We start from the raw sequence: 25,026 nt of genomic DNA, 5'->3' as shown, positions 1-25,026 counted from the left end.
GTACAATTTTTTACCCAGTTATAACCATTTATTGTAAGTCATTGACTAACTGATAATTAGAAGATTAATGTATGATATTGCCTTACATTAATTTGACATACTTCATTAGAAAAGTGATATTGCAGATTGATAGAAAACAAGATAGTTAAAATGCACTATAGAAAGTTTGCGTTACATGCGATCATTTTTTTGCTTGTGACTTTTTTTGCGAGCTCATGCGCATCGGGTCAGAGGAAAGCAAAAAGTGCTCATCAAAGAAATAATAGAGCCTATTACAAAAAAAGGTATGCCAGTTCTACTAAACCGGCCGGTGCCCAGTGTTTTCGATTGTTCAAAAAGAAAACTAACTACAAAAACAGAAAAGTTATCGCCTCAAAAAATAAAGGTTGGGAGTCCAGACCTATGGCTGAGGTTGACTATAACGAAACTCCGCCTAAACCGGCCCCTAAACCAAAACCAAAGCCTCAACCTGTGGCCAGCACAGATACAAAACCAGATATTGACAAAATGGATCTGGATGAAAAGCATAATGTGGAAGATGATGTTTTGAAAAAGAATAACCTGCCTGCTCCTACTTCTGCAAAACATGAGCAAATAAGAAAAGATGTAGAGAAACATCTTGAGAACTTTGATAATGAAAAACCAATAAAGTTAGAGCCCTTATATTTCTTAACCGGTCAGGATGAATTTGCATTTGTAGATATGGATCCATTTCTAGTGGCGGTTGAATATGCACTTCAAGGTAAAATAATACTGATTGAAGGGCATACAGATCATGTTGGAGACTTTGAAGCCAATGTTGCCTTGTCAATAAAAAGAGTTGAAAGGATTCGTGAGCTTATGATTCAAATGGGCGTTCATGATGACCATATCTCTGTGGTAGGTTACGGAGAAGAGCATTCAGAGGAAGCACAATCCGCTGACAAAAAGCAAAACGAAAGAAGAGTTGATTTCACAGTATTCTAATTCATTGCATTGGATTAGCTTTGCTTAATGAATTTCAGCCATAATACTTTTCTCGAGAAAATAGCCCAGACCACTTCTTCTCCATTTCTGCTGGACATTGAATCTGCAGAAGGAGTATATCTTTATACACCTGACGGAAAAAAGTATATGGATCTGATTTCAGGTGTTGGTGTTAGTGCTATTGGCCATAGACATCCTTATGTAATTAATGCCATCAAAGAGCAGTTAGATAAACATTTGCATGTAATGGTGTATGGTGAGTTTGTGCAGTCAAGTCCAAATATACTCGCAGAAACGTTAACAAGCCTCCTACCCGACCGGCTTAACTGCTGTTATTTTGTTAACAGCGGCACAGAAGCTAATGAGGGCGCCCTTAAACTAGCCAAGCGTTTTACTAGTCGCTCAGAGATCATAGCTTTTAGAGGTGCCTATCATGGCAGCACCCATGGCTCATTAAGCGTTTCTGGAAATGAATATAAAAAGTTTGCTTTCCGTCCCCTCTTACCTGATGTTAAGTTTCTAAACTTCAACAAGATTGAAGAACTCGATGCAATTACTAATAAAACTGCTGCTGTAATTGTAGAACCTATTCAAGGTGATGCTGGCGTGAGAATACCTAGCATTGAATATATGGAGGCACTTAGAGAAAAGTGTAACGCCAATGGCACTGTCCTAATATTTGATGAAATACAGTCAGGAATGGGCAGAACGGGTAAGCTATTTGCCTTTGAACATTTCAATGTTGTGCCTGACATATTAACCACCGCAAAAGCTCTTGGTGGAGGTTTGCCAATTGGCGCTTTCATAGCTAGTCGTGAAATGATGCATTCATTAACACATGACCCTATGCTGGGACACATCACTACTTTTGGAGGCAACCCAGTTTGCTGTGCTGCTGCAAACGCCACGCTCGAGGTGATAGAGAATGAAAGGCTTTTGGACAGCGTAGAATCCAAGGGCCAATGTTTTGAAGAGCTTCTACAACACCCAAGAATAAAGGAAATCAGAAGGATCGGGCTATTCTTTGCCATTGAATTCGAAAGTGCAGATGACGTGGCTAAAATCGTGAATTATTGCCTGCAGCATGGCATAATCACTTTTTGGTTTCTTTCCTGCCCAAATAGCTTTAGAATTGCTCCTCCATTAAATATAACCAATCAGGAGATTGAACATGCTTGTAAAGTTATTGTTGATGCTATTAACACCTTGGGTAAATAACCATTTATTATTAATTATTCACTTACAAAATCCTAAGTCTCATTGTTTTTCGTTAATTTCTAAATAAATAATTTTAGAATTGGCGTAATGACGGCAGCAAGAATACCTGACAACGAACCTGATAGAATTGATGAGTTAAAGGAATTTAACATTCTAGATACTGAGGAAGAAAAAGCCTTTGATGAGATTGTGGAGCTGGCATCTTATATATGCGGCACACCAATAAGCCTGATAAGTTTAGTTGATGAAAAACGCCAGTGGTTTAAAGCACAAAAAGGCCTTGATGTAAGAGAAACAGAGCGACAATATTCATTTTGTGCTCATGCCATTTTAAATGATGAAATATTTGAAGTTGAGGATGCTTCAAATGATCCACGTTTTGAAGATAATCCACTAGTTACTAGTTCGCCTAATATCAGATTTTACGCTGGAGTTCCCTTAAAAACTAAAAATGGAAACAACCTTGGATCATTATGTGTAATCGATAATCATCCAAAAAAAATAGATGATGCACAAAAGCGGGCCCTTCAACTACTGGCTAATAGGGTGATGTCTGAAATGGAACTCCGCATTAAAAATAAAAAACAGCGAGAGGTAAGGCTAGAACTCGAAAGAGTGAACTCTTTCAAGGACCGTCTTTTATCGATAGTATCGCACGACTTAAGAGCCCCATTAAACTCTATTAAAGGGACTTTAGGTATGTTTGAAAAAGGATATCTGCAGCCAGAGGAAATCAAACAGCTCATGGGATATTTAAAATTGGAGGCTAATAACACATCCCAATTGTTGGACAACCTACTAAACTGGGCTAAAACAAAGTTGGATAATTTTCAATTACAAAAGAACGAGTTTGATGTTAATCAGGTCATTAATGAAACAATATTACTTTACAAACCTGAAGCCGATCGCAAAAACATTAATCTTAGTTTCGATCAGAAAGAAAACTCTGTTCAGGTCTGTGGTGAATCAGAAATGATAAAACTGGCCATAAGAAACCTCATTAACAATTCCATTAAATTTTGCAGAGATGGTGATAGTATCGAGGTAAGCGCAGAAACACGACCTTCGAAAAGCATTGTCTGGATTAAAGATACAGGTGTTGGTATGACAAGTGAAAAACTAAACAAAATTTTAGGTGAAAATACGCTTGAGTCTGTACCAGGAACTGCAAAAGAAAAAGGCATTGGTCTTGGCCTTATTCTGATTAATGAATTCATCAAAACCAATAATGGTAAAATAATGGCCACTAGTATGCCAAATGAAGGAACTACCTTCAGAATTGAGCTACCCACCACCTGTTAAAACAGCTCTCTGCTCATTTTTCAGTATAATTCTGCATATAATTTGAGTAATTATACTGATGTGCCCACATCAGGAATTGAGGTAAATTGGTATACAAGATTCAATAAAAAACAATGAGAGCTGCTCCAATACCTGAAAATGAAGATTTGAGATTAGATGTTCTTAAGAGGTATGACATTCTTGACACACCTCAGGAGAAAGCATTTGATGACATTGCCAAATTAGCATCATTTATATGCAAAACACCAGTCAGCCAAATCACTTTTGTGGACAAAGACCGCTTGTTTTTCAAGGCCAATTTTGGAGTTGATTTGAATGAGTTGCCCAGAGAAATTGGTTTTTGCGCGCATACTATATTTTCTGATACTTTTTTTGAAATTGAGGATGCGTCTAATGATGAACGTTTCTTTGATAACCCATTAATAACTGGTGAAAAGCATGTCAGGTTCTATGCTGGTTATCCTTTAAAATCATCAGATGGCCTTAACATTGGCACTATCTGCGTGCTTGACAATAAGCCTAACAAATTAAATGAAGAGCAGCGAAATGCTCTGGAAATATTGGCAGACAGAGCATCTAATGAGCTTGAGCTAAGGCTCCAAATTCATAAATCTAAAGAGCTCGATATTGCTCAAAAGGACATGCTTTCATTCAGAGACAAATTCCTTTCTATTCTCACTCACGATTTAAGGTCTCCAATGACTTCTATCAAGTCAACCATAAGCATGGTAGAAAACAATATGCTCGATCAAAGTGAAATAAAAGAAGTATGTGACATCCTCAAGGTTGAAGTTGACTATACTAATGACTTACTCGAGAACTTATTATTATGGTTTAAAGCCAAAATAAATACCAATAGTCGAGAGATTAATGTTTTTCTAACTTCCAGCCTTATTAAAGATACTATCAACCTCTATTCCCAGGAAGCATTTAAAAAAGGTATATCAATAGTAAACAAAGATCAAAATGTTCCTGTTTATGGTGATTTCGAAATGATAAAGCTGGCGGTTCGAAACCTGGTAAACAATGCCATTAAATTTAGTCAGGCAGGCGATGAAATAGAAATCGGTTCAAAAATAGAACAATCGAGAAGTGTAATCTGGGTTAAAGACACAGGTCAGGGTATGTCAGGAGAAAAACTCAATGAAATATTAAGTGAAAATATGATTTCACCCAACCTTACGCACAAAAACATCAAAGGGATAGGACTTGGTATGATTCTGATTAATGAGTTTATGCTACAGAACCAAGGCAGAATTATGGCCAGTAGTCACCCAAATCAGGGCTCAAATTTCAGGTTAGAGTTTCCTTCAGCAAGAAGTATTAAATAATTGATAGCACATTCTCAGGAGGTCTCCCAATAACTGCCTTATCACCTTTTATTACAATTGGTCTTTCTATTAATATCGGATGCTCCACCATTGCCTTGATCCAATCACTTTCAGTTAATTGCTTACCCTTATAATTCTCTTTAAAAACCTTCTCTCCTTTTCTAATCAGCTCTTCAGGCTTAATCCCAAGTTTCTTTACAATAGCTTCAAGCTGAGCTGCTGAAGGTGGGGTTTTCAAATATTCTACAACCTCGATATCAAGATTCTTTTCATTGATAATGGCGAGTGTATTTCTGCTTTTACCGCATCTTGGATTATGAAATATGCTAAGGTCGCTCATACTATTTTAGTTTTTCGATGATCAGATTGTGATTAGTGTAAATACAGATATCAGCTGCAATGTTTAGACTCTCTCTGACAATGTCTTCTGCCGTTAGGTGCGTAGCATGCTTTTTCAATGCTAAGGCCGCAGACTGTGCATACATAGATCCTGAACCAATGGCCGCAACTTGATTGTCAGGTTCTAATACATCACCTGTTCCTGAAACCACCAGTATTTCATCTTTATCAGCTGTAATCAACATGGCCTCAAGTTTCCTTAAATACCTGTCAGTTCGCCAATCTTTAGCTAACTCAATAGCAGCGCGCTTCATACTGCCTCCGTAGGCCTTAAGCTTCTCATCAAACCTTTCTAAAAGGGTGAAAGCATCGGCAGTAGAGCCAGCAAATCCAGTGACAATTTTGCCATCAAGTAGTTTTCTGATCTTCTTCACATTGCTCTTGGCTACATAGTTACCCATGGTTGCCTGCCCGTCAGCCCCAATTGCTACTTCCCCATTATGTATCACAGCCAATACTGTGGTTGATCTTATCTTTGTCATTTTGATTTCTTATTAAAAACAAAAGCACGACTTGTGGCCGTGCTATCGTTCTTCAGTTTATATTCTTATACTAATATTCTTACAGGATTTTCCAACAACCCTTTCAAGGTCTGTAAGAATGCTGATCCGAGAGCTCCATCCACTACTCTGTGGTCACAAGACAAGGTAACTTTCATTGTATTGCCCGGAACTACCTGACCGTTTTTAACCACAGGAGTTTCTTTAATACCTCCAACGGCCAAAATACATGAATCTGGCGGGTTAACAATCGCGGTAAATTCTTCGATTCCAAACATACCTAGGTTTGAGATAGTGAATGTATTTCCCTCCCAATCACTTGGTTGAAGCTGTTTCTTAGTTGCTTTACCGGCCAAATCTTTTACTTCAGTAGAAATATGAGATAATGACTTTCCATCTGCAAACCTGATAACCGGCACTAACAGACCTTCATCAACTGCCACAGCCACACCAATATGTATGTGCTTGTTGTATCTAATTTTATCACCTAACCACGAAGAATTGATTTTCGGATGCTGCCTTAATGAAGCTGCAACAGCCTTAATTACAATATCGTTAAAGCTTATCTTAACAGGAGCAACTTCATTCATGGATTTTCTTGCCTCAATAGCATTGTCCATGTTAATCTCCATTGTTAAGTAAAAGTGAGGAGCTGTAAACTTACTCTCAGCTAATCGCTTAGCAATTGTCTTTCTCATTTGAGAAACCGCCACTTCTTCGTAAGATTCTTCTCCAACTACAGTTGGCAATACAACTGGAGATTGACCACCAGATTGCGAAGCAGTTGCCGGTGCTGCGGAAGGCTTAAACTCTTCTACATCACGCTTCACTATTCTACCAAAATCTCCACTTCCTTTGATTTGGCTAAGGTCATAACCCATCTCATCAGCCATTTTCTTAGCCAATGGGGATGCTTTTATTCTTCCGTTATCAGTAGCTGATGATTGACCATTTGACTGAGGCTTAGCAGCTTCAGGAGCCGAAGTGGATGATGCAGCTGGTGCAGGCGTTTCTTTTGCAGGTGCCTCGTTAGCACTTGACTTCGCACTTTGAGCTTTTAATAAAGTCTCATAGTCTGCTCCCTTTTCTCCTATAATTGCTATTACTCCGTCTACCTCAACAGAACTGCCAGCTTCTACACCAATGTACAATAACGTACCATCGTCATACGCTTCAAGTTCCATAGTAGCTTTATCTGTCTCGACTTCAGCTAATATATCTCCGGAAGAAACTTTGTCACCTACCTTTTTCAACCATGAAGCAATTGTCCCTTCAGTCATGGTATCACTCATTTTAGGCATGGTGATTACCTGAGCATTTATGTCAGAAGTATCTATTGCCTCAGCAACTGGCGCTGAAGAAGCTGCACTGGAAGGAGCCTCAGCTTCCTTCTTGGCAGGAGCACTGTCTCCTTTTAGCAGTTCACTTATATCTTCTCCTTTTTCACCTATAATGGCTATAACACCATCAACAGGAACTGATTCTTTTTCATTTATACCGATATGAAGCAATACACCGTCTTCGTATGATTCCAATTCCATGGTAGCCTTATCTGTTTCTACCTCTGCCAATATATCCCCAGACTTAATTTCATCTCCAACTTTCACCAACCATGAAGCGATCACACCTTCTTCCATGGTATCACTCATCTTGGGCATTCTTATTACTTCGGCCATAATCTTTAGTTCTTAATTAAGTAAGCGTTCAAAAATAGGTGTTAAAAGACTTTATTCAAATAAAAATAAAGCCATAATTATAAATTAAAAGCTAACATTAATAACAACAAACTCGAGGTTAGTTTCATTCGTTGTTGTTAAATAACTGTATCTCATTCCAGTAGATATCATAGTTGGAAACCTTAGTACGTTAAAGTCTACTAAAACCTCCACACCAACAGATTGATAATCTTCCGTATTACTATTGAAATACACCAAAGGGTCATTTTCCAAATACTCTACAAAATAGTTCTTACCAATTCCTCTTCCAAAGTCCATAAACGCATTAGCCCTGATGCGTTGAATATTTAAAAAAGGACCCAAGGCTATATCAGGGTAGATTAAAGGAAAGGTGTAGTTTATAGAAAAAGACCTAAACTTATCATGCAGTGGATAGCTATAACCCCTCGGTTTATTGATCCTATTCCTAAAATAATAAAGGTTAGATGAGATATCTCCCAATCTAGACTGATAGCCGAATCTGGTATTTAAAACATGGTGTTTAAATATTGTTTTGTTTATCAGCTGTAAAGGTGATGGGTAATATGATGTAAATCGAACCGCAAATAACCGAGCATTAAAATCACTACTGTAGGAAGATTTATAAAATTCAATCGCAAAATTTTGACCCCATTGACTTAAAATATCCCTACTACTTCTTTTCATTAATATACTATGACTTAACGACAACTTATTATACAAAAGAGTACCATTGCTCTGCACATCTCTAAAGAAAAAGGCCAATGTATCATTAATAGGTGCAAGACGACTAGAACCTAAAACACTGTTTTCAAAATTATAGACATCTGTATAACCAACACCAGCAGATAAACTTAGTTGATTGCTGAATTCTGATCTTGTAAAGACTAATGGTAGCGAAACCTCACCTAATGCACCTTCTTCCTTCCAATCAAAAATAAACTCTTCTCCATTTATCACCCCTTCGTTTGATGTCCTATTTCCTTTTTGTATTTCAAGATCAAAAATGGGGTACAGTCCCTGATAGCTAAATTTTGCTGAAGCATAACCTGTCTCCTCCTCCACATCGTAGGCATAGCCCAAAGACATTTTAGTAGTACTTAAAACATCCTGAGAGTAAATACCTGCTTGTAAATTATTTACATCAGTTGATGCAAAAGGCCCCCAGCTATGTATATTAATAGCATGCCCGAGCTTGCTATACTTCTTTGTATCATATTGTTTATCAGGCACTCCACTTAATAAATTCGCATGCCCTTCCTGCTCTACTATTTCTTCATAATACTTAACATTTCTATCTACTACTGAAGCTATTGGCGTCCAGAGATCAGCATTGAGTTCGGTTTTCACAACATCTAATCCATTCACTGTATGCTCGTTATACACCAAAGTGTTAGCATCTAACAGGTTAGGATTGTACGCCCCAAACTTACTTTTTGTGATTTGGAACCTATTTTTTGAATTAAGCTCAAAGGCATAAATATTATCTATTCCATTGAATGGCGAGTTATAAAACAAATACTTATCAGTTAGCACAGGATAACCGATATTTTCATTGCTCTCAGCAATTAACACTGTTTCTGCCCCAGTTTCTACATTAATACTTATTACTGATTTTCCGGTCTCGGTAATTTTAATCATCACTACTGATTCACCATCTGCACTGTAGCTTGGCATTCCATATTGTGCATCGGTATCATTGCTAAACTTCTTTATCTCATTTCCTGAAATGGCATCAAGAATTACAATGGTATTTTTATTCTCAAGATCATTTTCAATGGTAACTATTCTGTACCCATCAGGTGAAATTCCAGCACCAGAGTACCGCGTCTTCTTCGTTATTCGTTTCAGGTCGCCAGTAGCAAAATCATAAGATTTAATCACTGAATATGACTTAGCCCTCCACCTAGGATCAAACTCATATTCATTCCAGTATACCTTGTACTGAGTAGAGGTCAGCATGCCGGTATTATTGTTAACACCTGTTACTACACGTTCAATTTGATTACCTTCAGAATCATACCTAACCAGTTGACCAACATCTCCTAAACCAGTTTTATAAATAACAATAGACCCATCTTCCAGCGTTTGAGGAAAAGCATATTCAGTAAACACGTCATTACCCCGCTTATTTATAGTTTCAAATGGGGTTGGCTGTAAATCAGCAATTTGCTGGTTCCAGGTGCTCTCCAAATCATCCATCATAGTATCAAAGTTCTTAACCAGATAGCTTCCAGTATGCTTTTTCATAGCATTGGAGAATGTGAATGGGATAATTGGTGTATTAAAAGCACTTTTAGCAATATCATTCCATATTTCAGGGTTCTTAGTACGCTTTCTCAAATGGGCAGTAAAGTAATAACCCAACTTATAATGGTCTGGAATGTAATCTTTAAAGGACTGTAAATGTTGTTTGTTGTAATTGAAGCGCTTACCAGAAAGCAAGTTGGTTCTAAAGACTCTATCAAAAGATGGAATTCTACCACGCCCACTGCTTGTTACTGCGGTTTCCATCAATGTGGCATCACCCTCCCAAAACCATCTGGGCGCAGCAGCGAAGGCCATCCCTGCTTGTGTGTTTTCACCAAACAAAATTGAAAAGACCTTATTTAATCCTGTCTTACTTCTTTGAAATTGAACTATATGTCTATACTCATGTACAGCTAATAAACTCAGCCATTTATTGGTTCCGGCAAAATTATAATCCTGAGGTGGCATAGTGTAAAATTCTGACCTTCTAGGCCCAAGTGTTACAAAGCCATTAGACACTGCATTATTACGTTGAAGAATAATCGAAATCCTTTTTGGGTTCTTCTTACCCATTGTATTGGTTTCAGGCGCCTTAATGTGTTCAAGGGTATTCGCCACCTCATTGGCTGTTTGTTCAAAACCTTCTGGGAAAATAACCTTGAAGCCTGGAGTTTTAATTTGCTTCCATTTGGTTGAAGCTGGGTTATTACTTAAAACTTCTTGTGCAAGCGTATGTTGATTAATGGCTGCAAAAAAAACGAACAGCAACAAACATTTTAATTTTGTCATATTTTCAATCGCAAACCTCTAAAATAGATTATAAATGAGAGTGTAGGCTATATTCTATCAAAAAATAATGGCTGAAAATCACTTAATTTTAAAAAACAAGAAACCAAAGAATCACTAGAATGAGTAAAACCGCTACAATGCGTTGAGAGGTATTAAATGTAGCGAATTCATATCCGCAGATGGGGCACTCTTTTGCTTTGCTATCAATTTCCATCGCACAAGATGGACATTCCTTTTTCTTCATAATATTTTTTAAGCGTCAGAATTGGGAATAATGTACTAATTCCAATCTCATTTTCCCATTTTTAATGGTTAATTTGTTTATTTCGCAAGCGTGACCATACAAAAAGAAGTATCTCTAAAATCATTCAACACCTTCGGGCTGGAATCTCATGCTGCCCTTTTTATGGAGGTGCATTCAATAGCCGAAATGCAATCAATCATTACTTCAGAGACATTTAAAAATAATGAAGTGATGATTCTTGGTGGTGGAAGTAACATTTTATTAACCCGTGACTTTAACGGATTGGTTATCAGGAATCAGATTGCTGGAATTGAAATTATCAGCGAAGATGAGGATCATGTTTTTGTGAAAGTTGGAGGTGGAGAAGTTTGGCATGAGTTTGTACTTCATGCTATTGATCATAATTGGGGAGGTATTGAAAATTTGTCGCTTATTCCTGGTACCGTTGGTGCTGCGCCCATGCAAAACATAGGTGCCTATGGCATTGAAATAAAGGAGGTTTTTGAATCACTTACCGCAGTAGATCTTAAAACTGGTGAAACGAGACTGTTCAACAAACAAGAGTGTCAATTTGGATACAGAGAAAGTATATTCAAGTTAGAAGTCAAAGGACAATACTTTATAGCTGATGTTACTTTTAAGCTGACAAAGTCAAATCATAAAATCAATACATCTTATGGCGCAATTAAGGATGTATTGAATGAGAGAGGTATATCAAATCCTACTATAAAAGATGTTAGTGATGCGGTGATAAGCATCAGGCAAAGCAAACTGCCAGACCCGAAAGAAATAGGAAATTCAGGTAGTTTCTTTAAAAATCCTACAATCGATAAAATAGACTATGAGGGGCTGAAAATTGAATTTCCTGATATACCTGGTTATGTAGTTTCTGACAATGAGGTTAAAGTGCCAGCCGGATGGCTCATTGAACAATGTGGTTGGAAAGGATTGAAAAGAGGTGAAATTGGAGTACATAAAAACCAAGCGCTGGTGCTTGTTAATTACGGAGGTGGAAAAGGCAATGATATCGCAGACCTCTCAAAGGAAATACAGCAGTCGGTAATTGATAAGTTTGGTATAGAATTGACGCCAGAAGTGAATTTTATTTAACCATAATGAATAGAAAAGTATTCATTGTCTTACCTCTGATTATAGCCACCTTTATAAACTTCTGCTATAGTGCCAATTCTAATGCCTTTGGAATATCAAAAGAAAAATTTCAAGATGGCGATAGCATTAGTATAACTATTTCGGCCATAAATTTAAGTGAGGATTTAAGCGTAATTTCGACAAAAAATGATGAGCTGTTTATTCTAATATATGAGTTGAAAGATACCATAGCACTTGGTGAACCTGTACTACAAAAACAATTCAATGTTGATAAATCAAATCCTTCAAGGCTAATCCATTGGAATAATTTTAGCCGATCAACGGCAAAAAAATACCTTTTGATTTTAGTTGAAAGGGATTCTGATATCTCAACTGAACAAATCGAGCCCGTCTTAAGGGTTTATCACAAAGAGATTAGCGATGCATTTCGACAGAAAAATTATTCTGAGATCGAAAAATACCTTGGAGATGATGATGTTTTAGGCTTTTATGAGTTTTCAGTAAAAGAACTGTCCAATAATTCTTTTATCAAATTTAAAGGCACTTATAAAATGGATAGGTATGAATACATTATCCACTTTGAATAAAATCTTGTTTAAATCATATGAGTAACATTCTGCAATTGCCCAGAATAATGCTCTACCTCCACACCAAACTTCTTAAGAAAGTCAAGACCTTCATCACTACCTATTCCCTTATATTCAGCATATGAGTTGAGGTAGATCACCTTCTTTACCCCCATGGTATAAATTATTCGGCTACAGGCAAGGCATGGCGAAAGTGTAACATACAAAGTTGCTCCAACTACTTCTGTCTTATTCTTAACAGCATAGAGCAAAGCATTTTGCTCGGCATGAATTGCCAAAGAACAGCCACCTTTGGAATCTCTGGGACATCCTTTTTCTGGCCACTCTTCATCACAGTTATGTGTGCCGGCAGGTGGACCGTTATAACCAATAGAGATGATTCTTGTTTCTTTAGTAAGAACAGCACCTACATGTCGTTTAATACAATGAGATTTTTTGGCGAGGTTTACCGCTAGTTCCATGTAAATGTCATCAAATTTGGGTCTCTCCATTACATCATTATTTATGCGGTACAATATTTGGTAGAATGTTGACTAACTTTAAAATCGAAATCAAGCAAAACTAAATCAAAGCTATGAAATACAGACTTTTTATCTTAACAACTCTCCTACTATTGGTTTTTGGCGCTAGCAAAGCTCAGGAGGCAGTGACACCACGACCAAGTCCCACTGCTATTGTAACCATGAAATATGAGGATACTTATGTTAAAATAACCTACTGTCAGCCTCACAAAAAAGGCAGAAATATATTTGGTGAGCTGGTGCCATACGGTCAGGTATGGAGAACTGGTGCTAATGAAGCCACAGAAATCACTTTGACAGGCGACCTTGAGATAAAAGACCAGCTATTACCTGCAGGAACCTATACCATCTTTACAATACCAAATATTGACAGGTGGACCATTATTTTCAACGAGCAATTGGGTCAATGGGGTTCATATAACTATACTGAAAAAGCAGACGTATTAAGAGTTGAAGTTCCTACTCATAAGATCGAAAAGGTAGTATATGAACCATTCACTATTGCATTTGAGCAAAAGAATGAAAATGCTGGGTTAAAAATGATGTGGGACAAAACTGAGGTATCAATACCCATCACATTCATTACTGATTAAAAGACATTTTTGTTAAATTGTAGAATGGAAAAGAAATACCAATCATTAAAAGAATTTTATCCATTCTACCTTTCAGAGCATAGTAATCCAACCAGCAGGGTGCTTCATTTCATAGGCACAGGGCTGGTTTTTGTTATTCTACTCACCGCTATTATTCAGCAGCGGTGGGTGCTACTAGCAGCGATACCATTTGTAGGCTATGGTTTTGCTTGGGTTGGTCATTTCTTCTTTGAAAAAAACAAGCCTGCCACTTTTCAATACCCCGGTTACAGTCTGGCATCTGATTTTATATTGTTCTTTCACTTGCTTACAGGCAAGCAAAAATTTAATCCCAACAATTAATGCAGCTTGCGGGAGTAAATATATGGATGCTAATTTTCTGGCTTGCGGCAGGTCAGGGATTATTCCTGTCGGCAATAATCTTTTCAAGAAAATCGAAGATAAGTAACCTGTTGGCAGGTGTGGTACTTTCATTTTCCCTGATGTTAATTTACTACATAACTTTCTGGACAGGATTGTATCAGTCGCTGCCCAGGGTTATTGGTATTTCAGGGGCTTTCACCTTTATCTTTCCACCACTGCTATGGTTCTATATCAAATCAGGTAAAGGCAAGTTGTATTTTAAACCTATACACTTTCTTCCATTTCTACTGTATTGCATTTACTTTGGTGCTGCCCCATCGCTTGGTCATGAGCAGCGCATGACAGCAGGACTTACAGTGGCCATTGTTCAGAATATTCATTTGATGATTTATTCACTGCTGATTTTTAAAACGGCAATCAAGCAGTCAAGCGTTTCAAAAGAAGCTTTATGGAAAAAGAATATCGCCTGGTCGTTTATAGGATACACGCTCAGTTTTAACCTTTACTACTTATTGGTTTGGACCGGAGCATTGAAAATTGAGTATGATTACTTTATTTCATTAGCATCCTCCTTTTTCATTTACTATGTTGGTTATTATAGCCATAAAAACCCTTCAACCCTCAAATCCCTGGAAGGACTCAAATATGAAAAAACTCAAATAGGCTCAACCGCTTCTCACTCAATATTTGAAAGCATAAAAAAGCATATGGAAATTGAGAAGCCATTCTTAAATAGTGAGTTAAAACTGAACTTGTTAGCAGAACAACTTTCACTATCAGTCAATCAGGTATCTCAGGTGATCAATGATATTACTGGACAAAATTTTTCAGATTTTATTAATCAATACAGAATTGAAGAGGCCAAACGTATCATTACTAATGACGACCAAAACCTAAAGCTAATTGAGGTGGCCTATGACTCTGGCTTTAATAACAAGACTTCTTTCAATAACGCCTTTAAGAAATTTACCAGCTATTCTCCTTCTGAGTTTCAGCAGATGAACAGAAAAAAGCTCATTGCCTGAGTTTTTGGTAAAATATTATAAGTTTTTCCCTTCTGTAGTTCGTTTTGGATGATCTTCATTCAAAAAAACTATGAAAACAATTTTTACAATTTTATTTATTGCTTTTACCCTGGGCGCTAACGCACAGGAAGATGATATAACAAAAGCATTTGATTTCTGGGTTGGCCAATGGAATGCCAACTGGGGCGAAGGCGAAACAGCTGGTAGTGGCACAAACACCATTACAAAAAAACTGGATAACAAAGTCATCAATGAAGATTTTAAAATACTTGAAGGGCAGAATGCCGGATTTCTGGGAAATAGCGTATCCGTTTACAACCCCAGAACTAAACAATGGCATCAGGCATGGGTTGACAACCAAGGTGGTTATATCAATCTTATTGGAGAAATTGATGGTGATAAAAGAATCTTTAAAACTCTACCTGTAGAAAAAGACGGCAAAGTATCAATCCAAAGAATGGTCTTTTATGACATAACACCAGACAGTTTCACCTGGGACTGGGAAGGGACTCAGGATGGAGGTAAAACCTGGAATTTGCTTTGGAAGATCAAATACACACGTAAAAAATAAACTCAAATTTCAACAAAGGCTCAGATTATATAATTTGAGCCTTCATTGGCTTTTGGCCAAAGGCAGAGTACCTTTGCGGCCATGATTTCTATCAACAACATTTCTTACTTCATAGGTGGCCGTGCGCTTTATGAAAACGCCTCCTTACACATTAAGCCAAAAGATAAAATTGGACTTATCGGGCTCAACGGAAAAGGCAAATCTACTCTCCTCAAATTAATCCATGGTGATTATAAACTTGATGCGGGTGATATAAGCATGAGTAAGGAATGTTCCATTGGTTTCTTAAACCAGGATCTGCTTTCTTATCAGTCTGAAGACAGTATTTTAAACGTGGCCATGATGGCTTTTGAAGAAGCTGTGGATGCTCATAAAAAAATAGAAGGTATTCTCAAAAAGCTTGAAACTGAATATTCGGATGAGTTGGTTGAAAAACTAACCAAGCAGCAAGAAAAATTTGAACGACTGGAAGGTTATTCTATGCAAGCCAAGGCCGAAGAGATACTTGAGGGAATTGGTTTTAAAACATTAGATTTAGAAAGGCCATTAAAAGAGTTTTCAGGAGGATGGCGTATGCGTGTCATGCTTGCCAAGCTGTTGTTGGAGAAGCCATCGTTACTCATGCTCGATGAGCCTACCAACCACTTGGATTTACCTTCTATAGAATGGATAGAAAATTATCTAAGAACTTATGAGGGTTCTGTGATAGTAGTATCTCACGATAGGCACTTCTTAAATAACACGGTTTCTAAAATTGTGGAAGTGGCTAACTCACAGCTAACTGCCTATGAGGGGAATTATGATTTCTACCTTGAAGAGAAAGAGCTAAGAAGTGAGATTCAGAAAAATGCCTTTGAAAATCAACAGTCAAAAATAAAACAGACTGAGAAATTTATAGAGCGCTTTAGAGCCAAAGCTACCAAGGCACGTCAGGTGCAGTCTAGAGTAAAGTCCCTTGAGCGGATGGATGTCATAGAAGATGTGGTTGATGACACTGCTGTGGTAAACTTCAAATTCAACTTCAAACAGCAATCTGGCCGTCATGTAATCAGGCTCGATAATGTTAGTAAAGCCTATGGTGACCTGCAAATACTTAAAAACTCTGTTGGCCATATAGAACGCGGAGATAAAATCGCGCTAATAGGTGCCAATGGTAAAGGTAAGTCTACCCTATTAAGAATTATTGCTGGTACAGAAAATATCTCTGGTAAAAGAGAGCAAGGCCACAATGTAATTACAGGATTCTATGCTCAGCACCAACTGGAGTCGTTAGGAATAGAAAATGAGATTTTAGAGGAGCTTAAGCAGGCAGGCACGTCCAAAACAGAATTAGAGCTAAGACAGGTGCTCGGCTGCTTTTTATTTACTAATGATGATGTCTTCAAAAAGATCAAAGTATTATCAGGAGGTGAAAAGTCAAGAGTAGCATTGGCTAAGACCTTAATATCTGAATGTAATTTTCTTTTACTCGATGAGCCTACCAACCACCTGGATTTTCTATCGGAGAATATTTTGATTCAGGCGTTGCAGCAATATCAAGGCACTTTTATTACTGTTTCTCACAACAGGCACTTTGTAACTCAAGTAGCCAATAAAATATGGTACATTGAGAACCATCAAATAAAAGAATACCCGGGCACTTATGATGAGTACCTCTACTGGAAAAGTCAGAACGAAGTACAAGACACTATTCCTGCCCCTAAAGTGGAGAAAAAGGAAAAGCCCAAAAGAGAGCGTAACGATCAGGAAGAGAAGCAATTGGTAAATGCGAAAAAGGAGCTCGAAAAAATTGAGCAAAAAATTGAAGCTACTGAACAAAGCTTAAAAGATTGTGAAAATGAAATGTCCAAACCAGATGTATTTGGCAACCCTGATAAGCTTTTGACCTTTAATACAAAATACAACGATCTAAAATCAAGTTTAGAAGCGTTGAATAAGGAATGGGAAAATAAAGCTGAGGCAATTGATGAAATGGAATAGGTGTTAGAAACTAACACCTATTTTAAACTCCACACGCTGCATTTTCCAGTCAGTTTTTCTTCTACTCTCAGGATATGGCGCATAGTAAGAAGATAAAGCATCAAAGGAATAAAAGTAGTAATTCTGATCACTAACCGTTTTCAATAACTGACTTTTATAACCAAGACTTAAATAAAGGCTGGCCGTTTCAAATTTCCATTGATAGCCCAACCCTCCAGAATAAGTGTAACCACCATTTACTTCCCTATACCTATCACTACGATCATTCATATAAGTCTTACCACCTCTTAGATACAAAAAAGGATGGTTGTCTCTATTTATGAGCTTTGCTTTCACTTGTAGAAAAAAAGGCACTGCATTAAAAACCATATAACGCTCATAGCCAATACCCAGACCAACCGCTATTTCTGGTTGAACAGCATAAGAAAAGACATAGCTTGATGTAAGATCAGAGAGCAACCCACTCTCTTCATTCTCATAATTCATCCAGCCAACTTCCAGCTGATGGATAAACCTTTTGGGCTTAGTTTCAAGCTCAACCGAATCTGTTTGAGCAAAAGCTGCTACCCCAATTATGTTAGCTAGTAAAATTAATAAGAGCTTATTCATTGCTGATGATTATGTGACTTAAAAATTTAATATTAGAAAGGTCAGAATAATCATATTGGTAAAAACCATCTTCCCCAATCATCATGGCTACATTATTAAATGGAATAATATCAAAGGCTTGAATTGATTCATAGTGCGCCAGCAAGTTATCAGTGATCTTGGAATTGTCAGAAGCATCATAGATCTTAAGACCATCTGTACCATCACAGATAAAAAGAGCATTCCCATCTTTTCCCAGGCCATGTGGATTGAACATCTCATAAGTATAAAGCAATTGCGGACTGGTTAAATCAGAAATGTCTATTACTTCAAGCTGATTGGTAAACCCTTGACACTCTGTACCAGATCGCAATGTAACATACGCAATATCGTTATCTACAATAACAGGATCACAGCTAACAATATGATCATATGTAGAAATCAATTCTGGTGACAAAGGATTGGAAATATTCATGATGTGCATACCCGTTGTGGTACCAATAAACAAGTTGTCTTCCTTTGGGAAAATAGTTTCTACCCCCCAATCCAAACTCAACTCCCCACCTTTGCTCATTGCTGCTGCGTTGGCAACATCAACAGTCCTCAGATTATAATTGTCAACAGCATACAGAAAATTGTCTACAAGCGCGAAGCGAGCCATCGAACCACCCATACCAGGATTAGAAGGAGATACAGCTTGAGAGGCTCTAAAACTGGCATCATTAGTCAAAGCAATTCCTTCTGCATAAAGCACTCCCCAATCATACTGTGGCTCCGCACAAGATGACTCAGTCATTGTTACCTCTTCTCTCAATTGCCAATCCGTAACCACACCTAATTCATCATTTGCATAGTAGCCATAAGAGTTATATTCTTGGAATAAACCTTCTATTCTTCCAAGCTCAGTTACCGCTGTCGGATTACTAATATCGATGGCCACCAAATCCATATAACTGTCAGAAAAAAGTATGTTTCCTTTAACCGCTAAATCAAAAGCCCCAGGGATATTTATGAAGGCCAAATTAATAGGATTGGCTGGGTCTCTGTTATCAATGATATGAATACCTTCATTAGGTTCATTGATAAAAAGGTATCCATTGTTAAAGTAAATTTTACCAACCTGTTTTAGCTCCACCGGAGGTAGTAACTCGACCGAACTCCTTATCTCTTCCATCGATGAATAGACCGGTTCATAATAGAAGTAGGTGTTCTCAACATCGCATTCATTTGTACAAGATGGAAGCACAAAAGCTACTAAAGTAAACAAGGATAAATACAGCAGTAGTTGCAGACTAATCACTAGTTTTTCCTTTCTAGACATTTCCATTTTTAATGGTTTCATACTCGTTAAATTTTAATTGGTGTGTGACTTATAGACACACCTTAATATGAAATGGTTGGAAAGTGCTTAGATTGTCCGTTAGGACAATTTGTCAGTAATATAAATCACCTATTTTAATGCAAGTGATAGTTAATATAAAAGCCTTTAAATAATTATCAATCAATTATTTAAAGTATAAACATTAAACAAATCTATAGCTGCAGATTTAGATAAAGAGCTATTTAATAAAATGCTATTTAATGATGTATTTAAACTTGAATCCAACCTCAAAGTAGGTGGGTTTACTACCTTCAGGTGTAAAAGAATTAATGGTTTGCCTTATCTGCGGCTGGAGAGAAAGCATATAGTTCTCCCCTATATCATAGCTAAATTCAGAGCCTATCAACCCACTTAAAGAATACGTAGAATAACCATTATCACTACCATTATTTTCTACCGATTGCGCCCTTCCAGATTCATCAGTTATCTTCTGTCTTAAGAAGATATCATTGGAAACTCCGCTCAATAAAAGGATGTTAAACTTCCTATCTAACAGGATGTAACCAGCCTGTACAGGAACAGATAAAAGCTCATAAGTATTTGAGATTTTGTAAGAGTCTGTATAGGCATATGAAGCCTCTGAAGACAGCGAAGTATTTCTGTCTACCGCACTAAATCCTTCGGTGTTTAACGCTACAATATTTGAGTTAGAAGTATTAGATTGTTGCACATAATTTAGACCACTCATCAACACAAATCGTTTAGATATTTGTGTGCCTACATTCAACCCAAAACTGTATGCATTTCCATTCGATTCATTGTATGAAACATTATTAGTAGATACCTGCCCCACATCAGAATTAAGAAAGCCTTCACTTAATGAATTCGCTGAACTAGCTGAAGAACTATTAGAATTAAAACTTCCAGCACTCATACCAACACCTGCCCATAGGCCTTTAAAATCATCTGATTTTCGAGACGGAATATTTGAAAGCCAAGGCACCATTTTGGGTTCAACAAGCTCCCCATTTACTTCAAAGAAATCTACCCCTAAGTAATCCAGTTTATCAGGAGAACTGCTCTCATTTTGAGCAACAAAGGTTTCGTTATCTGAAGCTTCATTCTTATCATTATTAGCCACATTATCAATTGAATTATCTTTATTTAGCGCCAATAAAGTTTTATGAGCTAGGGTCATTTTTGTAGTACCTTTCTCCTCATTACCAGCAATTTTATCCAATCCTAAATCATCATTATCATTTGAGTTAGAGTTTGGTGTCTCATTCTCATTTCTTTCATTTTCACTCTCCCTTTCTTGAGCAATTAAAGGTTGTTTTTCTTTAATCTCATCTTCTGTTTGAGTGGAAATATCCAATTGTTGATCTGCGGTAACTTCAAACAGATTTTCTTGATTATAGTAGTTTTCATACAACTGCCAGCCACCAATACTCATAGCAAATGATACAGAGGCCGCTGCCAAAAGCTTAAAAAACAAAAGACTTCTTTTGTAATTCTTCCCTTCATTATTAGCAACAGCTACCTCTACTTTAGACCATACAGTTTCAGATGGAGCCATTTCAGCTCCTTCAAATGCACTCTCCCACTCATTTTCAAACATCCCTCTATCTGACTCTTTCATAGCTTTTTTGTTCTTCTTGACCAATTCGAGCTTTCAATAGCTCTTTCGCTCTAAAGTATTGTGACTTTGAAGTACCAACACTTACATCTAACATTTTCGCAATTTCCTGATGCGAATAACCTTCAATCGCATATAAATTGAAGATAATCTGACACCCTGAGGGCAGTTCCTTTATAAAACCCAAAAGTTCTTTGAAGTGATAACCAGACAGCGAAAACTCACCATCAGCACTATTGTTTAATTCCTGAACATCAACCATAGGAAACATATACAACTTGCTCCGTTGATGGTTCAGCGCAGTATTAACAACAATTCGCTTTATCCAAAAACCTAGCCTGGACTCCTCTCGGAATGTCTTTATTTTTTCAAATATTTTAATGAATGCCTCTTGAATGATGTCTTCAGCCTCCAAATCAGACTTAGAATAACGCATAGCAACTACCAGCATCCTTCCAGCATATTGGTCATACAACAGCTTTTGGGCTTTGCGGTCACCTTTGATACATCCTTGAATCAGCGCCTTTTCGGAGTCCATTTAAAATATTTCAGTACTTATCGTGTTTATTAGACACACCTTAAGTCATTAAGGTTGGAATACTTATCTTAGCTAGCAAAAATTATACTCAAATTTATGAGGAATTTTGGTCTCCGAGCTTCTTTAGCAGTTTTCACAATAATTCTATTAGGTTTCACTCTTTATGAGTACCCTGCGAACAATAAAAAATTGCTTTATGAAGACGCCACCTATGAGGAAGAAATCAGAACAGTACTTTTGTATCCAAACACAGGAAGAGCTAATGATGTATTCTCACCTCCGGTAACGGCATTAGGCAGTAACAATCTCGTATTAGAGTTCGATGATTTAGTAGAGTCTCATGAGCAATATCGTGTTAAGATAGTACCCTGCACCTATGACTGGAAACCTAGTCAGGTAAATAACCTCGACATTCTGTATGAATTCAATGAATTTAACATCACAAGGTATGAGTATTCAACTGACACTAAAATTGCCTACATACACTATTCATTTAACCTTCCACGAATAAAACTACCAGGTAACTACCTACTGGTAGCCTATAGAGGAACTGACGAAAAAGACATTATATTAAGTAAGCGATTCATGGTTTTCAATCCGAACTTAAACATCCAGTTAATGAGCAATTTAATGGGAATAAGTTCAACGAATCGTCTGAACCAGCAAATAGATTTTAAAATAACCTATGAGAATTATGAGCTCATCAACCCGATGGAATCTGTTAAAATTGTACTTCGTCAAAATCAGCAATGGCATAATGCTGTTACTCTAAACCGACCAACCTTCTTCCATGAAGGGGAGCTAGAGTATAGGTTTTTTAATTATGAAAATAATTTCAGCGCTGGTAATGAGTATCGCTTTTTTGATATGCGTTCGTTAAGATATCCTGGTCAAAGAGTGGCTAATGTGGACTTTAGCACACGTCCCACAACGGTTAATATTATGCCTGATAGGCCAAGAATATACCAAGCTTATGCACAATACAATGATCTTAATGGGGACTTTTATATACAGAACCAAGACACAGGAGGTTCATCCGAATCTGATTATCTATATACCAATTTCACCCTGCTCGCAAATGAAGAGTTAGGTGGAGATATTTACGTAGTAGGCAAAATGAATAACTACAAAATGGACAATTCAACAATAATGGAATATAACCCCAAACGTAAAGTATACACCAATTCTCAAATTTTAAAGCAGGGTATATATGACTACAAGTACCTTGTTAAAGGTGATAGTCTCAATAGCAACTACCTAGAGGGTAATCATTTTGAGGCTGAAAACGACTATGAAATTTTCGTTTACTATAAGGCTCCTAACCTTAGGGGAGATTTATTGCTTGCTTACAAGCAAATAACACTAAATAATAGAGAGAATTAAGCGTAGCTAAATTCGTATTTCAAAACCCTGCTATTCGGGTTTGAATTAGCCACATCAAGCATACCGAAACCTTTGTGAGTGAATTGTCCTAAGCCGCAATGGAAAACAAACTCCTGAACTTCAGGAGCTGCATACAGGGTAAAAGGAAATGTATAGCCCCGCACCTCGTATTTCACATCCTGATCAAATACCGGATAAATTCTGGCAAATTTCTTTTGTGCTGCCGTCAGTCTGGCGATATACCCTTTATCCGGAACTACCTGAAATTTAAAGAAGCTGGTCAGCTGCTCTTCAGAAAACATACCGGTATCCTGCATCCTTTGTATGGTAGACTCATATAGCATATCTGAAAACGTATCTGTCTCTGGTTGTATAAACCTCTTTGCTGTGCTATCATTAAATGATGAGCTGAGTAATACTAATGGGGAAATACAGATAAACTTGATGCTTTCTTCAAACTTGATACTTTCCTCAAGCTCAACAGATTCCGGTTTTAAAAATAAACTCCCTATCTCTACCTGATCAAAGTTGAATAGGTTAGACAAGAAGTAGTCAATAAAATCTTTATTAGGGCTCGATAGTACTAGTGTAACTCTACTAGAGTAGAAATGAAGTCCTTTTCTGCTGACTTTAGTTTGTCCCTTTAATCCTGAAAAATTATAAAAGGCATAGTCAATCATAGCCTTATTACCACCTTTCATAAGTATCCCTTTAATCATCTGTGCCAGCATATACTGGTGATGGAAGGGGACGTGGCTTCCTCTGTTCTTCAAAATAAAAACAATACGGACTCTCAATTGACTAAAAATTAACCGTTCAAAAAAATAAGGACCTCGGTCACACAAGAACTATTCAGATAGTTCAATCATAAAAAACTGCCAATGCTCCTTATTACAGGGTGGTCCATTGGGCAATAGTTAATAAAAATAAGTCTAAAATATCAATTCTAAAAGCGGAGGTTAAATAAAAGTTTAATAATTACACATTAAACCTGAAGTGCATGATGTCTCCATCTGAAACTACATACTCTTTTCCTTCCACCGCCATTTTTCCAGCTTCCTTACAAGCTACCTCCGTTTTATACTTTTCATAGTCCGTAAGCTTGATAACTTCAGCTCTAATAAACCCTTTTTCAAAGTCAGTATGAATTACTCCAGCAGCTTGTGGTGCCTTCCACCCTTTCTTAATTGTCCATGCCCTAACTTCTTTCGGACCCGCTGTGAAGTAAGTGATCAAATCCAGGATAGTGTAAGCGGCCTTAATTAATTTATTAAGACCAGATTCCTTCAACCCATACTCTCCTAAAAACATAGCCCTCTCCTCAGGATCTTCCAATTCAGCTATTTGGGCCTCTATAGATGCAGAAACCACTACAACCTCAGCATTTTCATTCTTTACACCTTCTTTCAGTTTTTCAGAGTGCTCGTTGCCATTGGGTAATGCAGACTCTTCTACATTGGCAACATATATTACGGGCTTAGCAGTTAATAGCTGCAGATCAGCAACGGCCTTCTTATCTTCAGCATCCATTTCAATCGTACGAGCATTCTCACCAGATTCAAGGTGTTTTTTATACTCCTGAAGAATAGTGAGTTCCTTTTTAAACTTAGCATCGCCAGTTTTTGCCTGCTTTTCTATTCTCTGAATTTTTTTATCAATTGACTCCAAATCCTTCAGCTGGAGTTCAAAGTCAATCACTTCCTTATCCGCCATTGGGTTAACCCGCCCATCAACGTGCACGATGTTATCGTCATTGAAGCATCTCACCACATGAGCTATGGCATCCACCTCGCGGATATTAGCCAAAAATTGATTTCCAAGCCCCTCTCCTTTGCTGGCACCTTTCACAAGGCCTGCAATATCAACAAACTCTATAGTTGTAGGTAATACTTTTTGTGGGCCAATAAGGTCCTCTAAAACATGTAACCTCTCATCAGGAACTGTTATAACCCCTACATTAGGTTCTATTGTACAAAAAGGGAAGTTCGCTGCTTCGGCTTTATTATTGGAAATCGCATTAAATAATGTTGATTTACCTACGTTCGGCAATCCAACAATACCACATTTTAGGGCCATGAAAGTTTATTTTTTCTGTGTTTTAAAAATATTGTAGCTCC

At 37.4% G+C, this 25,026-nt stretch carries 23 protein-coding genes; 12 read left to right on the top strand and 11 right to left on the bottom strand.

The window, feature by feature from the left end:
- The first annotated feature begins 327 nt into the window (after window positions 1–327).
- The 4 genes from E1140_RS15280 (at window position 328) to E1140_RS15265 (ending at window position 4,817) form a co-directional block, all read left to right on the top strand.
- On the top strand, window positions 328–966 hold the full coding sequence (locus E1140_RS15280) for an OmpA family protein (RefSeq protein WP_185153624.1): 639 nt from the start codon (window positions 328–330) through the stop codon (window positions 964–966).
- Between the two features lie 27 nt (window positions 967–993).
- Entirely contained in the window at window positions 994–2,184 is a 1,191-nt protein-coding gene (locus E1140_RS15275) for an aspartate aminotransferase family protein (RefSeq protein ID WP_155185693.1), read from the top strand.
- An 87-nt stretch (window positions 2,185–2,271) separates the two neighbouring features.
- A complete protein-coding gene (locus tag E1140_RS15270; RefSeq protein ID WP_155185690.1) occupies window positions 2,272–3,486 on the top strand; it encodes a GAF domain-containing sensor histidine kinase in 1,215 nt (404 codons plus the stop codon).
- Between the two features lie 113 nt (window positions 3,487–3,599).
- Window positions 3,600–4,817, top strand: a complete 1,218-nt coding sequence (locus E1140_RS15265) for a GAF domain-containing sensor histidine kinase (RefSeq protein WP_155185687.1) — start codon at window positions 3,600–3,602, stop codon at window positions 4,815–4,817.
- Here the strand turns inward: E1140_RS15265 and arsC are convergent.
- The 4 genes from arsC to E1140_RS15245 form a co-directional block, all read right to left on the bottom strand.
- On the bottom strand, window positions 4,810–5,157 hold the full coding sequence (arsC, locus tag E1140_RS15260) for an arsenate reductase (glutaredoxin) (RefSeq protein WP_155185684.1): 348 nt from the start codon (window positions 5,155–5,157) through the stop codon (window positions 4,810–4,812). The two genes, E1140_RS15265 and arsC, sit on opposite strands and share 8 nt — an antisense overlap.
- Before the next feature lies 1 nt (window position 5,158).
- Entirely contained in the window at window positions 5,159–5,698 is a 540-nt protein-coding gene (gene hslV / locus E1140_RS15255; protein ID WP_155185681.1) for an ATP-dependent protease subunit HslV, read from the bottom strand.
- Window positions 5,699–5,763: 65 nt separating this feature from the next.
- Window positions 5,764–7,392, bottom strand: a complete 1,629-nt coding sequence (locus E1140_RS15250; RefSeq protein WP_155185678.1) for a pyruvate dehydrogenase complex dihydrolipoamide acetyltransferase — start codon at window positions 7,390–7,392, stop codon at window positions 5,764–5,766.
- A gap of 84 nt (window positions 7,393–7,476) precedes the next feature.
- The gene (locus E1140_RS15245) at window positions 7,477–10,449 is read right to left on the bottom strand and encodes a hypothetical protein (protein WP_155185675.1); all 2,973 of its coding nucleotides are present in this window, start codon (window positions 10,447–10,449) and stop codon (window positions 7,477–7,479) included.
- Window positions 10,450–10,783: 334 nt separating this feature from the next.
- Here E1140_RS15245 and murB point away from each other — a divergent pair, with 334 nt between their 5' ends.
- Both murB and E1140_RS15230 read left to right on the top strand, forming a co-directional pair.
- Complete coding sequence (gene murB / locus E1140_RS15235) at window positions 10,784–11,803, top strand: UDP-N-acetylmuramate dehydrogenase (protein WP_185153623.1); 1,020 nt, start codon at window positions 10,784–10,786, stop codon at window positions 11,801–11,803.
- Window positions 11,804–11,808: 5 nt separating this feature from the next.
- Complete coding sequence (locus E1140_RS15230) at window positions 11,809–12,390, top strand: hypothetical protein (RefSeq protein WP_155185670.1); 582 nt, start codon at window positions 11,809–11,811, stop codon at window positions 12,388–12,390.
- Window positions 12,391–12,398: 8 nt separating this feature from the next.
- On the opposite strand, the gene E1140_RS15225 is transcribed toward E1140_RS15230, so the two are convergent.
- Entirely contained in the window at window positions 12,399–12,881 is a 483-nt protein-coding gene (locus tag E1140_RS15225; protein ID WP_155185667.1) for a deoxycytidylate deaminase, read from the bottom strand.
- Between the two features lie 83 nt (window positions 12,882–12,964).
- On the opposite strand from E1140_RS15225, the gene E1140_RS15220 reads away from it, so the two are divergent.
- The 5 genes from E1140_RS15220 to abc-f all read left to right on the top strand — a co-directional run bounded on the left by E1140_RS15220 (window position 12,965) and on the right by abc-f (window position 17,443).
- Entirely contained in the window at window positions 12,965–13,504 is a 540-nt protein-coding gene (locus E1140_RS15220) for a DUF2911 domain-containing protein (protein ID WP_155185664.1), read from the top strand.
- 24 nt (window positions 13,505–13,528) lie between these two features.
- Window positions 13,529–13,846, top strand: coding sequence for an Mpo1-like protein (locus E1140_RS15215; RefSeq protein WP_155185661.1), 318 nt, complete (start codon window positions 13,529–13,531; stop codon window positions 13,844–13,846).
- On the top strand, window positions 13,846–14,892 hold the full coding sequence (locus tag E1140_RS15210) for a helix-turn-helix domain-containing protein (RefSeq protein ID WP_155185658.1): 1,047 nt from the start codon (window positions 13,846–13,848) through the stop codon (window positions 14,890–14,892). Before E1140_RS15215 ends, E1140_RS15210 begins: the two co-directional genes overlap by 1 nt.
- A gap of 70 nt (window positions 14,893–14,962) precedes the next feature.
- Complete coding sequence (locus E1140_RS15205) at window positions 14,963–15,463, top strand: hypothetical protein (RefSeq protein WP_155185655.1); 501 nt, start codon at window positions 14,963–14,965, stop codon at window positions 15,461–15,463.
- 81 nt (window positions 15,464–15,544) lie between these two features.
- Entirely contained in the window at window positions 15,545–17,443 is a 1,899-nt protein-coding gene (abc-f, locus tag E1140_RS15200; RefSeq protein ID WP_155185702.1) for a ribosomal protection-like ABC-F family protein, read from the top strand.
- Between the two features lie 3 nt (window positions 17,444–17,446).
- Here abc-f and E1140_RS15195 read toward each other — a convergent pair whose 3' ends face one another.
- The 4 genes from E1140_RS15195 to E1140_RS15180 form a co-directional block, all read right to left on the bottom strand.
- Window positions 17,447–18,052, bottom strand: a complete 606-nt coding sequence (locus E1140_RS15195; protein ID WP_155185652.1) for a hypothetical protein — start codon at window positions 18,050–18,052, stop codon at window positions 17,447–17,449.
- The gene (locus E1140_RS15190) at window positions 18,045–19,373 is read right to left on the bottom strand and encodes an LVIVD repeat-containing protein (RefSeq protein WP_155185649.1); all 1,329 of its coding nucleotides are present in this window, start codon (window positions 19,371–19,373) and stop codon (window positions 18,045–18,047) included. Before E1140_RS15190 ends, E1140_RS15195 begins: the two co-directional genes overlap by 8 nt.
- Window positions 19,374–19,605: 232 nt before the next feature.
- Entirely contained in the window at window positions 19,606–20,991 is a 1,386-nt protein-coding gene (locus E1140_RS15185; protein WP_155185646.1) for a hypothetical protein, read from the bottom strand.
- Complete coding sequence (locus E1140_RS15180; RefSeq protein ID WP_155185644.1) at window positions 20,975–21,526, bottom strand: RNA polymerase sigma factor; 552 nt, start codon at window positions 21,524–21,526, stop codon at window positions 20,975–20,977. Before E1140_RS15180 ends, E1140_RS15185 begins: the two co-directional genes overlap by 17 nt.
- A 96-nt stretch (window positions 21,527–21,622) precedes the next feature.
- Here E1140_RS15180 and E1140_RS15175 point away from each other — a divergent pair, with 96 nt between their 5' ends.
- On the top strand, window positions 21,623–22,909 hold the full coding sequence (locus E1140_RS15175; protein WP_155185641.1) for a type IX secretion system plug protein: 1,287 nt from the start codon (window positions 21,623–21,625) through the stop codon (window positions 22,907–22,909).
- Here E1140_RS15175 and cas6 read toward each other — a convergent pair.
- Window positions 22,906–23,706, bottom strand: coding sequence for a CRISPR-associated endoribonuclease Cas6 (cas6, locus tag E1140_RS15170; RefSeq protein WP_155185638.1), 801 nt, complete (start codon window positions 23,704–23,706; stop codon window positions 22,906–22,908). The genes E1140_RS15175 and cas6 overlap by 4 nt on opposite strands.
- Window positions 23,707–23,887: 181 nt before the next feature.
- Window positions 23,888–24,985 carry a redox-regulated ATPase YchF gene (gene ychF / locus E1140_RS15165; RefSeq protein ID WP_155185636.1) on the bottom strand — a complete coding sequence of 366 codons (1,098 nt, stop codon included), beginning with the start codon at window positions 24,983–24,985 and terminating at the stop codon, window positions 23,888–23,890.
- Between the last annotated feature and the right edge of the window lie 41 nt (window positions 24,986–25,026).

This window comes from Fulvivirga lutimaris (genome assembly GCF_009711525.1).
In the GTDB taxonomy this organism is placed as follows: domain Bacteria; phylum Bacteroidota; class Bacteroidia; order Cytophagales; family Cyclobacteriaceae; genus Fulvivirga; species Fulvivirga lutimaris.
This window is presented reverse-complemented; position numbering and strand designations above follow the sequence as displayed.

Bases quoted from the DNA above. Each gene is read 5' to 3' on its own strand.
- E1140_RS15275 (WP_155185693.1), top strand. From the start codon at position 994: ATGAATTTCAGCCATAATACTTTTCTCGAGAAAATAGCCCAGACCACT.
- E1140_RS15270 (WP_155185690.1), top strand. From the start codon at position 2,272: ATGACGGCAGCAAGAATACCTGACAACGAACCTGATAGAATTGATGAG.
- E1140_RS15265 (WP_155185687.1), top strand. From the start codon at position 3,600: ATGAGAGCTGCTCCAATACCTGAAAATGAAGATTTGAGATTAGATGTT.
- arsC (WP_155185684.1), bottom strand. From the start codon at position 5,157: ATGAGCGACCTTAGCATATTTCATAATCCAAGATGCGGTAAAAGCAGA.
- hslV (WP_155185681.1), bottom strand. From the start codon at position 5,698: ATGACAAAGATAAGATCAACCACAGTATTGGCTGTGATACATAATGGG.
- E1140_RS15250 (WP_155185678.1), bottom strand. From the start codon at position 7,392: ATGGCCGAAGTAATAAGAATGCCCAAGATGAGTGATACCATGGAAGAA.
- E1140_RS15245 (WP_155185675.1), bottom strand. From the start codon at position 10,449: ATGACAAAATTAAAATGTTTGTTGCTGTTCGTTTTTTTTGCAGCCATT.
- E1140_RS15230 (WP_155185670.1), top strand. From the start codon at position 11,809: ATGAATAGAAAAGTATTCATTGTCTTACCTCTGATTATAGCCACCTTT.
- E1140_RS15225 (WP_155185667.1), bottom strand. From the start codon at position 12,881: ATGGAGAGACCCAAATTTGATGACATTTACATGGAACTAGCGGTAAAC.
- E1140_RS15220 (WP_155185664.1), top strand. From the start codon at position 12,965: ATGAAATACAGACTTTTTATCTTAACAACTCTCCTACTATTGGTTTTT.
- E1140_RS15215 (WP_155185661.1), top strand. From the start codon at position 13,529: ATGGAAAAGAAATACCAATCATTAAAAGAATTTTATCCATTCTACCTT.
- E1140_RS15210 (WP_155185658.1), top strand. From the start codon at position 13,846: ATGCAGCTTGCGGGAGTAAATATATGGATGCTAATTTTCTGGCTTGCG.
- E1140_RS15205 (WP_155185655.1), top strand. From the start codon at position 14,963: ATGAAAACAATTTTTACAATTTTATTTATTGCTTTTACCCTGGGCGCT.
- abc-f (WP_155185702.1), top strand. From the start codon at position 15,545: ATGATTTCTATCAACAACATTTCTTACTTCATAGGTGGCCGTGCGCTT.
- E1140_RS15195 (WP_155185652.1), bottom strand. From the start codon at position 18,052: ATGAATAAGCTCTTATTAATTTTACTAGCTAACATAATTGGGGTAGCA.
- E1140_RS15190 (WP_155185649.1), bottom strand. From the start codon at position 19,373: ATGAAACCATTAAAAATGGAAATGTCTAGAAAGGAAAAACTAGTGATT.
- E1140_RS15185 (WP_155185646.1), bottom strand. From the start codon at position 20,991: ATGAAAGAGTCAGATAGAGGGATGTTTGAAAATGAGTGGGAGAGTGCA.
- E1140_RS15180 (WP_155185644.1), bottom strand. From the start codon at position 21,526: ATGGACTCCGAAAAGGCGCTGATTCAAGGATGTATCAAAGGTGACCGC.
- E1140_RS15175 (WP_155185641.1), top strand. From the start codon at position 21,623: ATGAGGAATTTTGGTCTCCGAGCTTCTTTAGCAGTTTTCACAATAATT.
- ychF (WP_155185636.1), bottom strand. From the start codon at position 24,985: ATGGCCCTAAAATGTGGTATTGTTGGATTGCCGAACGTAGGTAAATCA.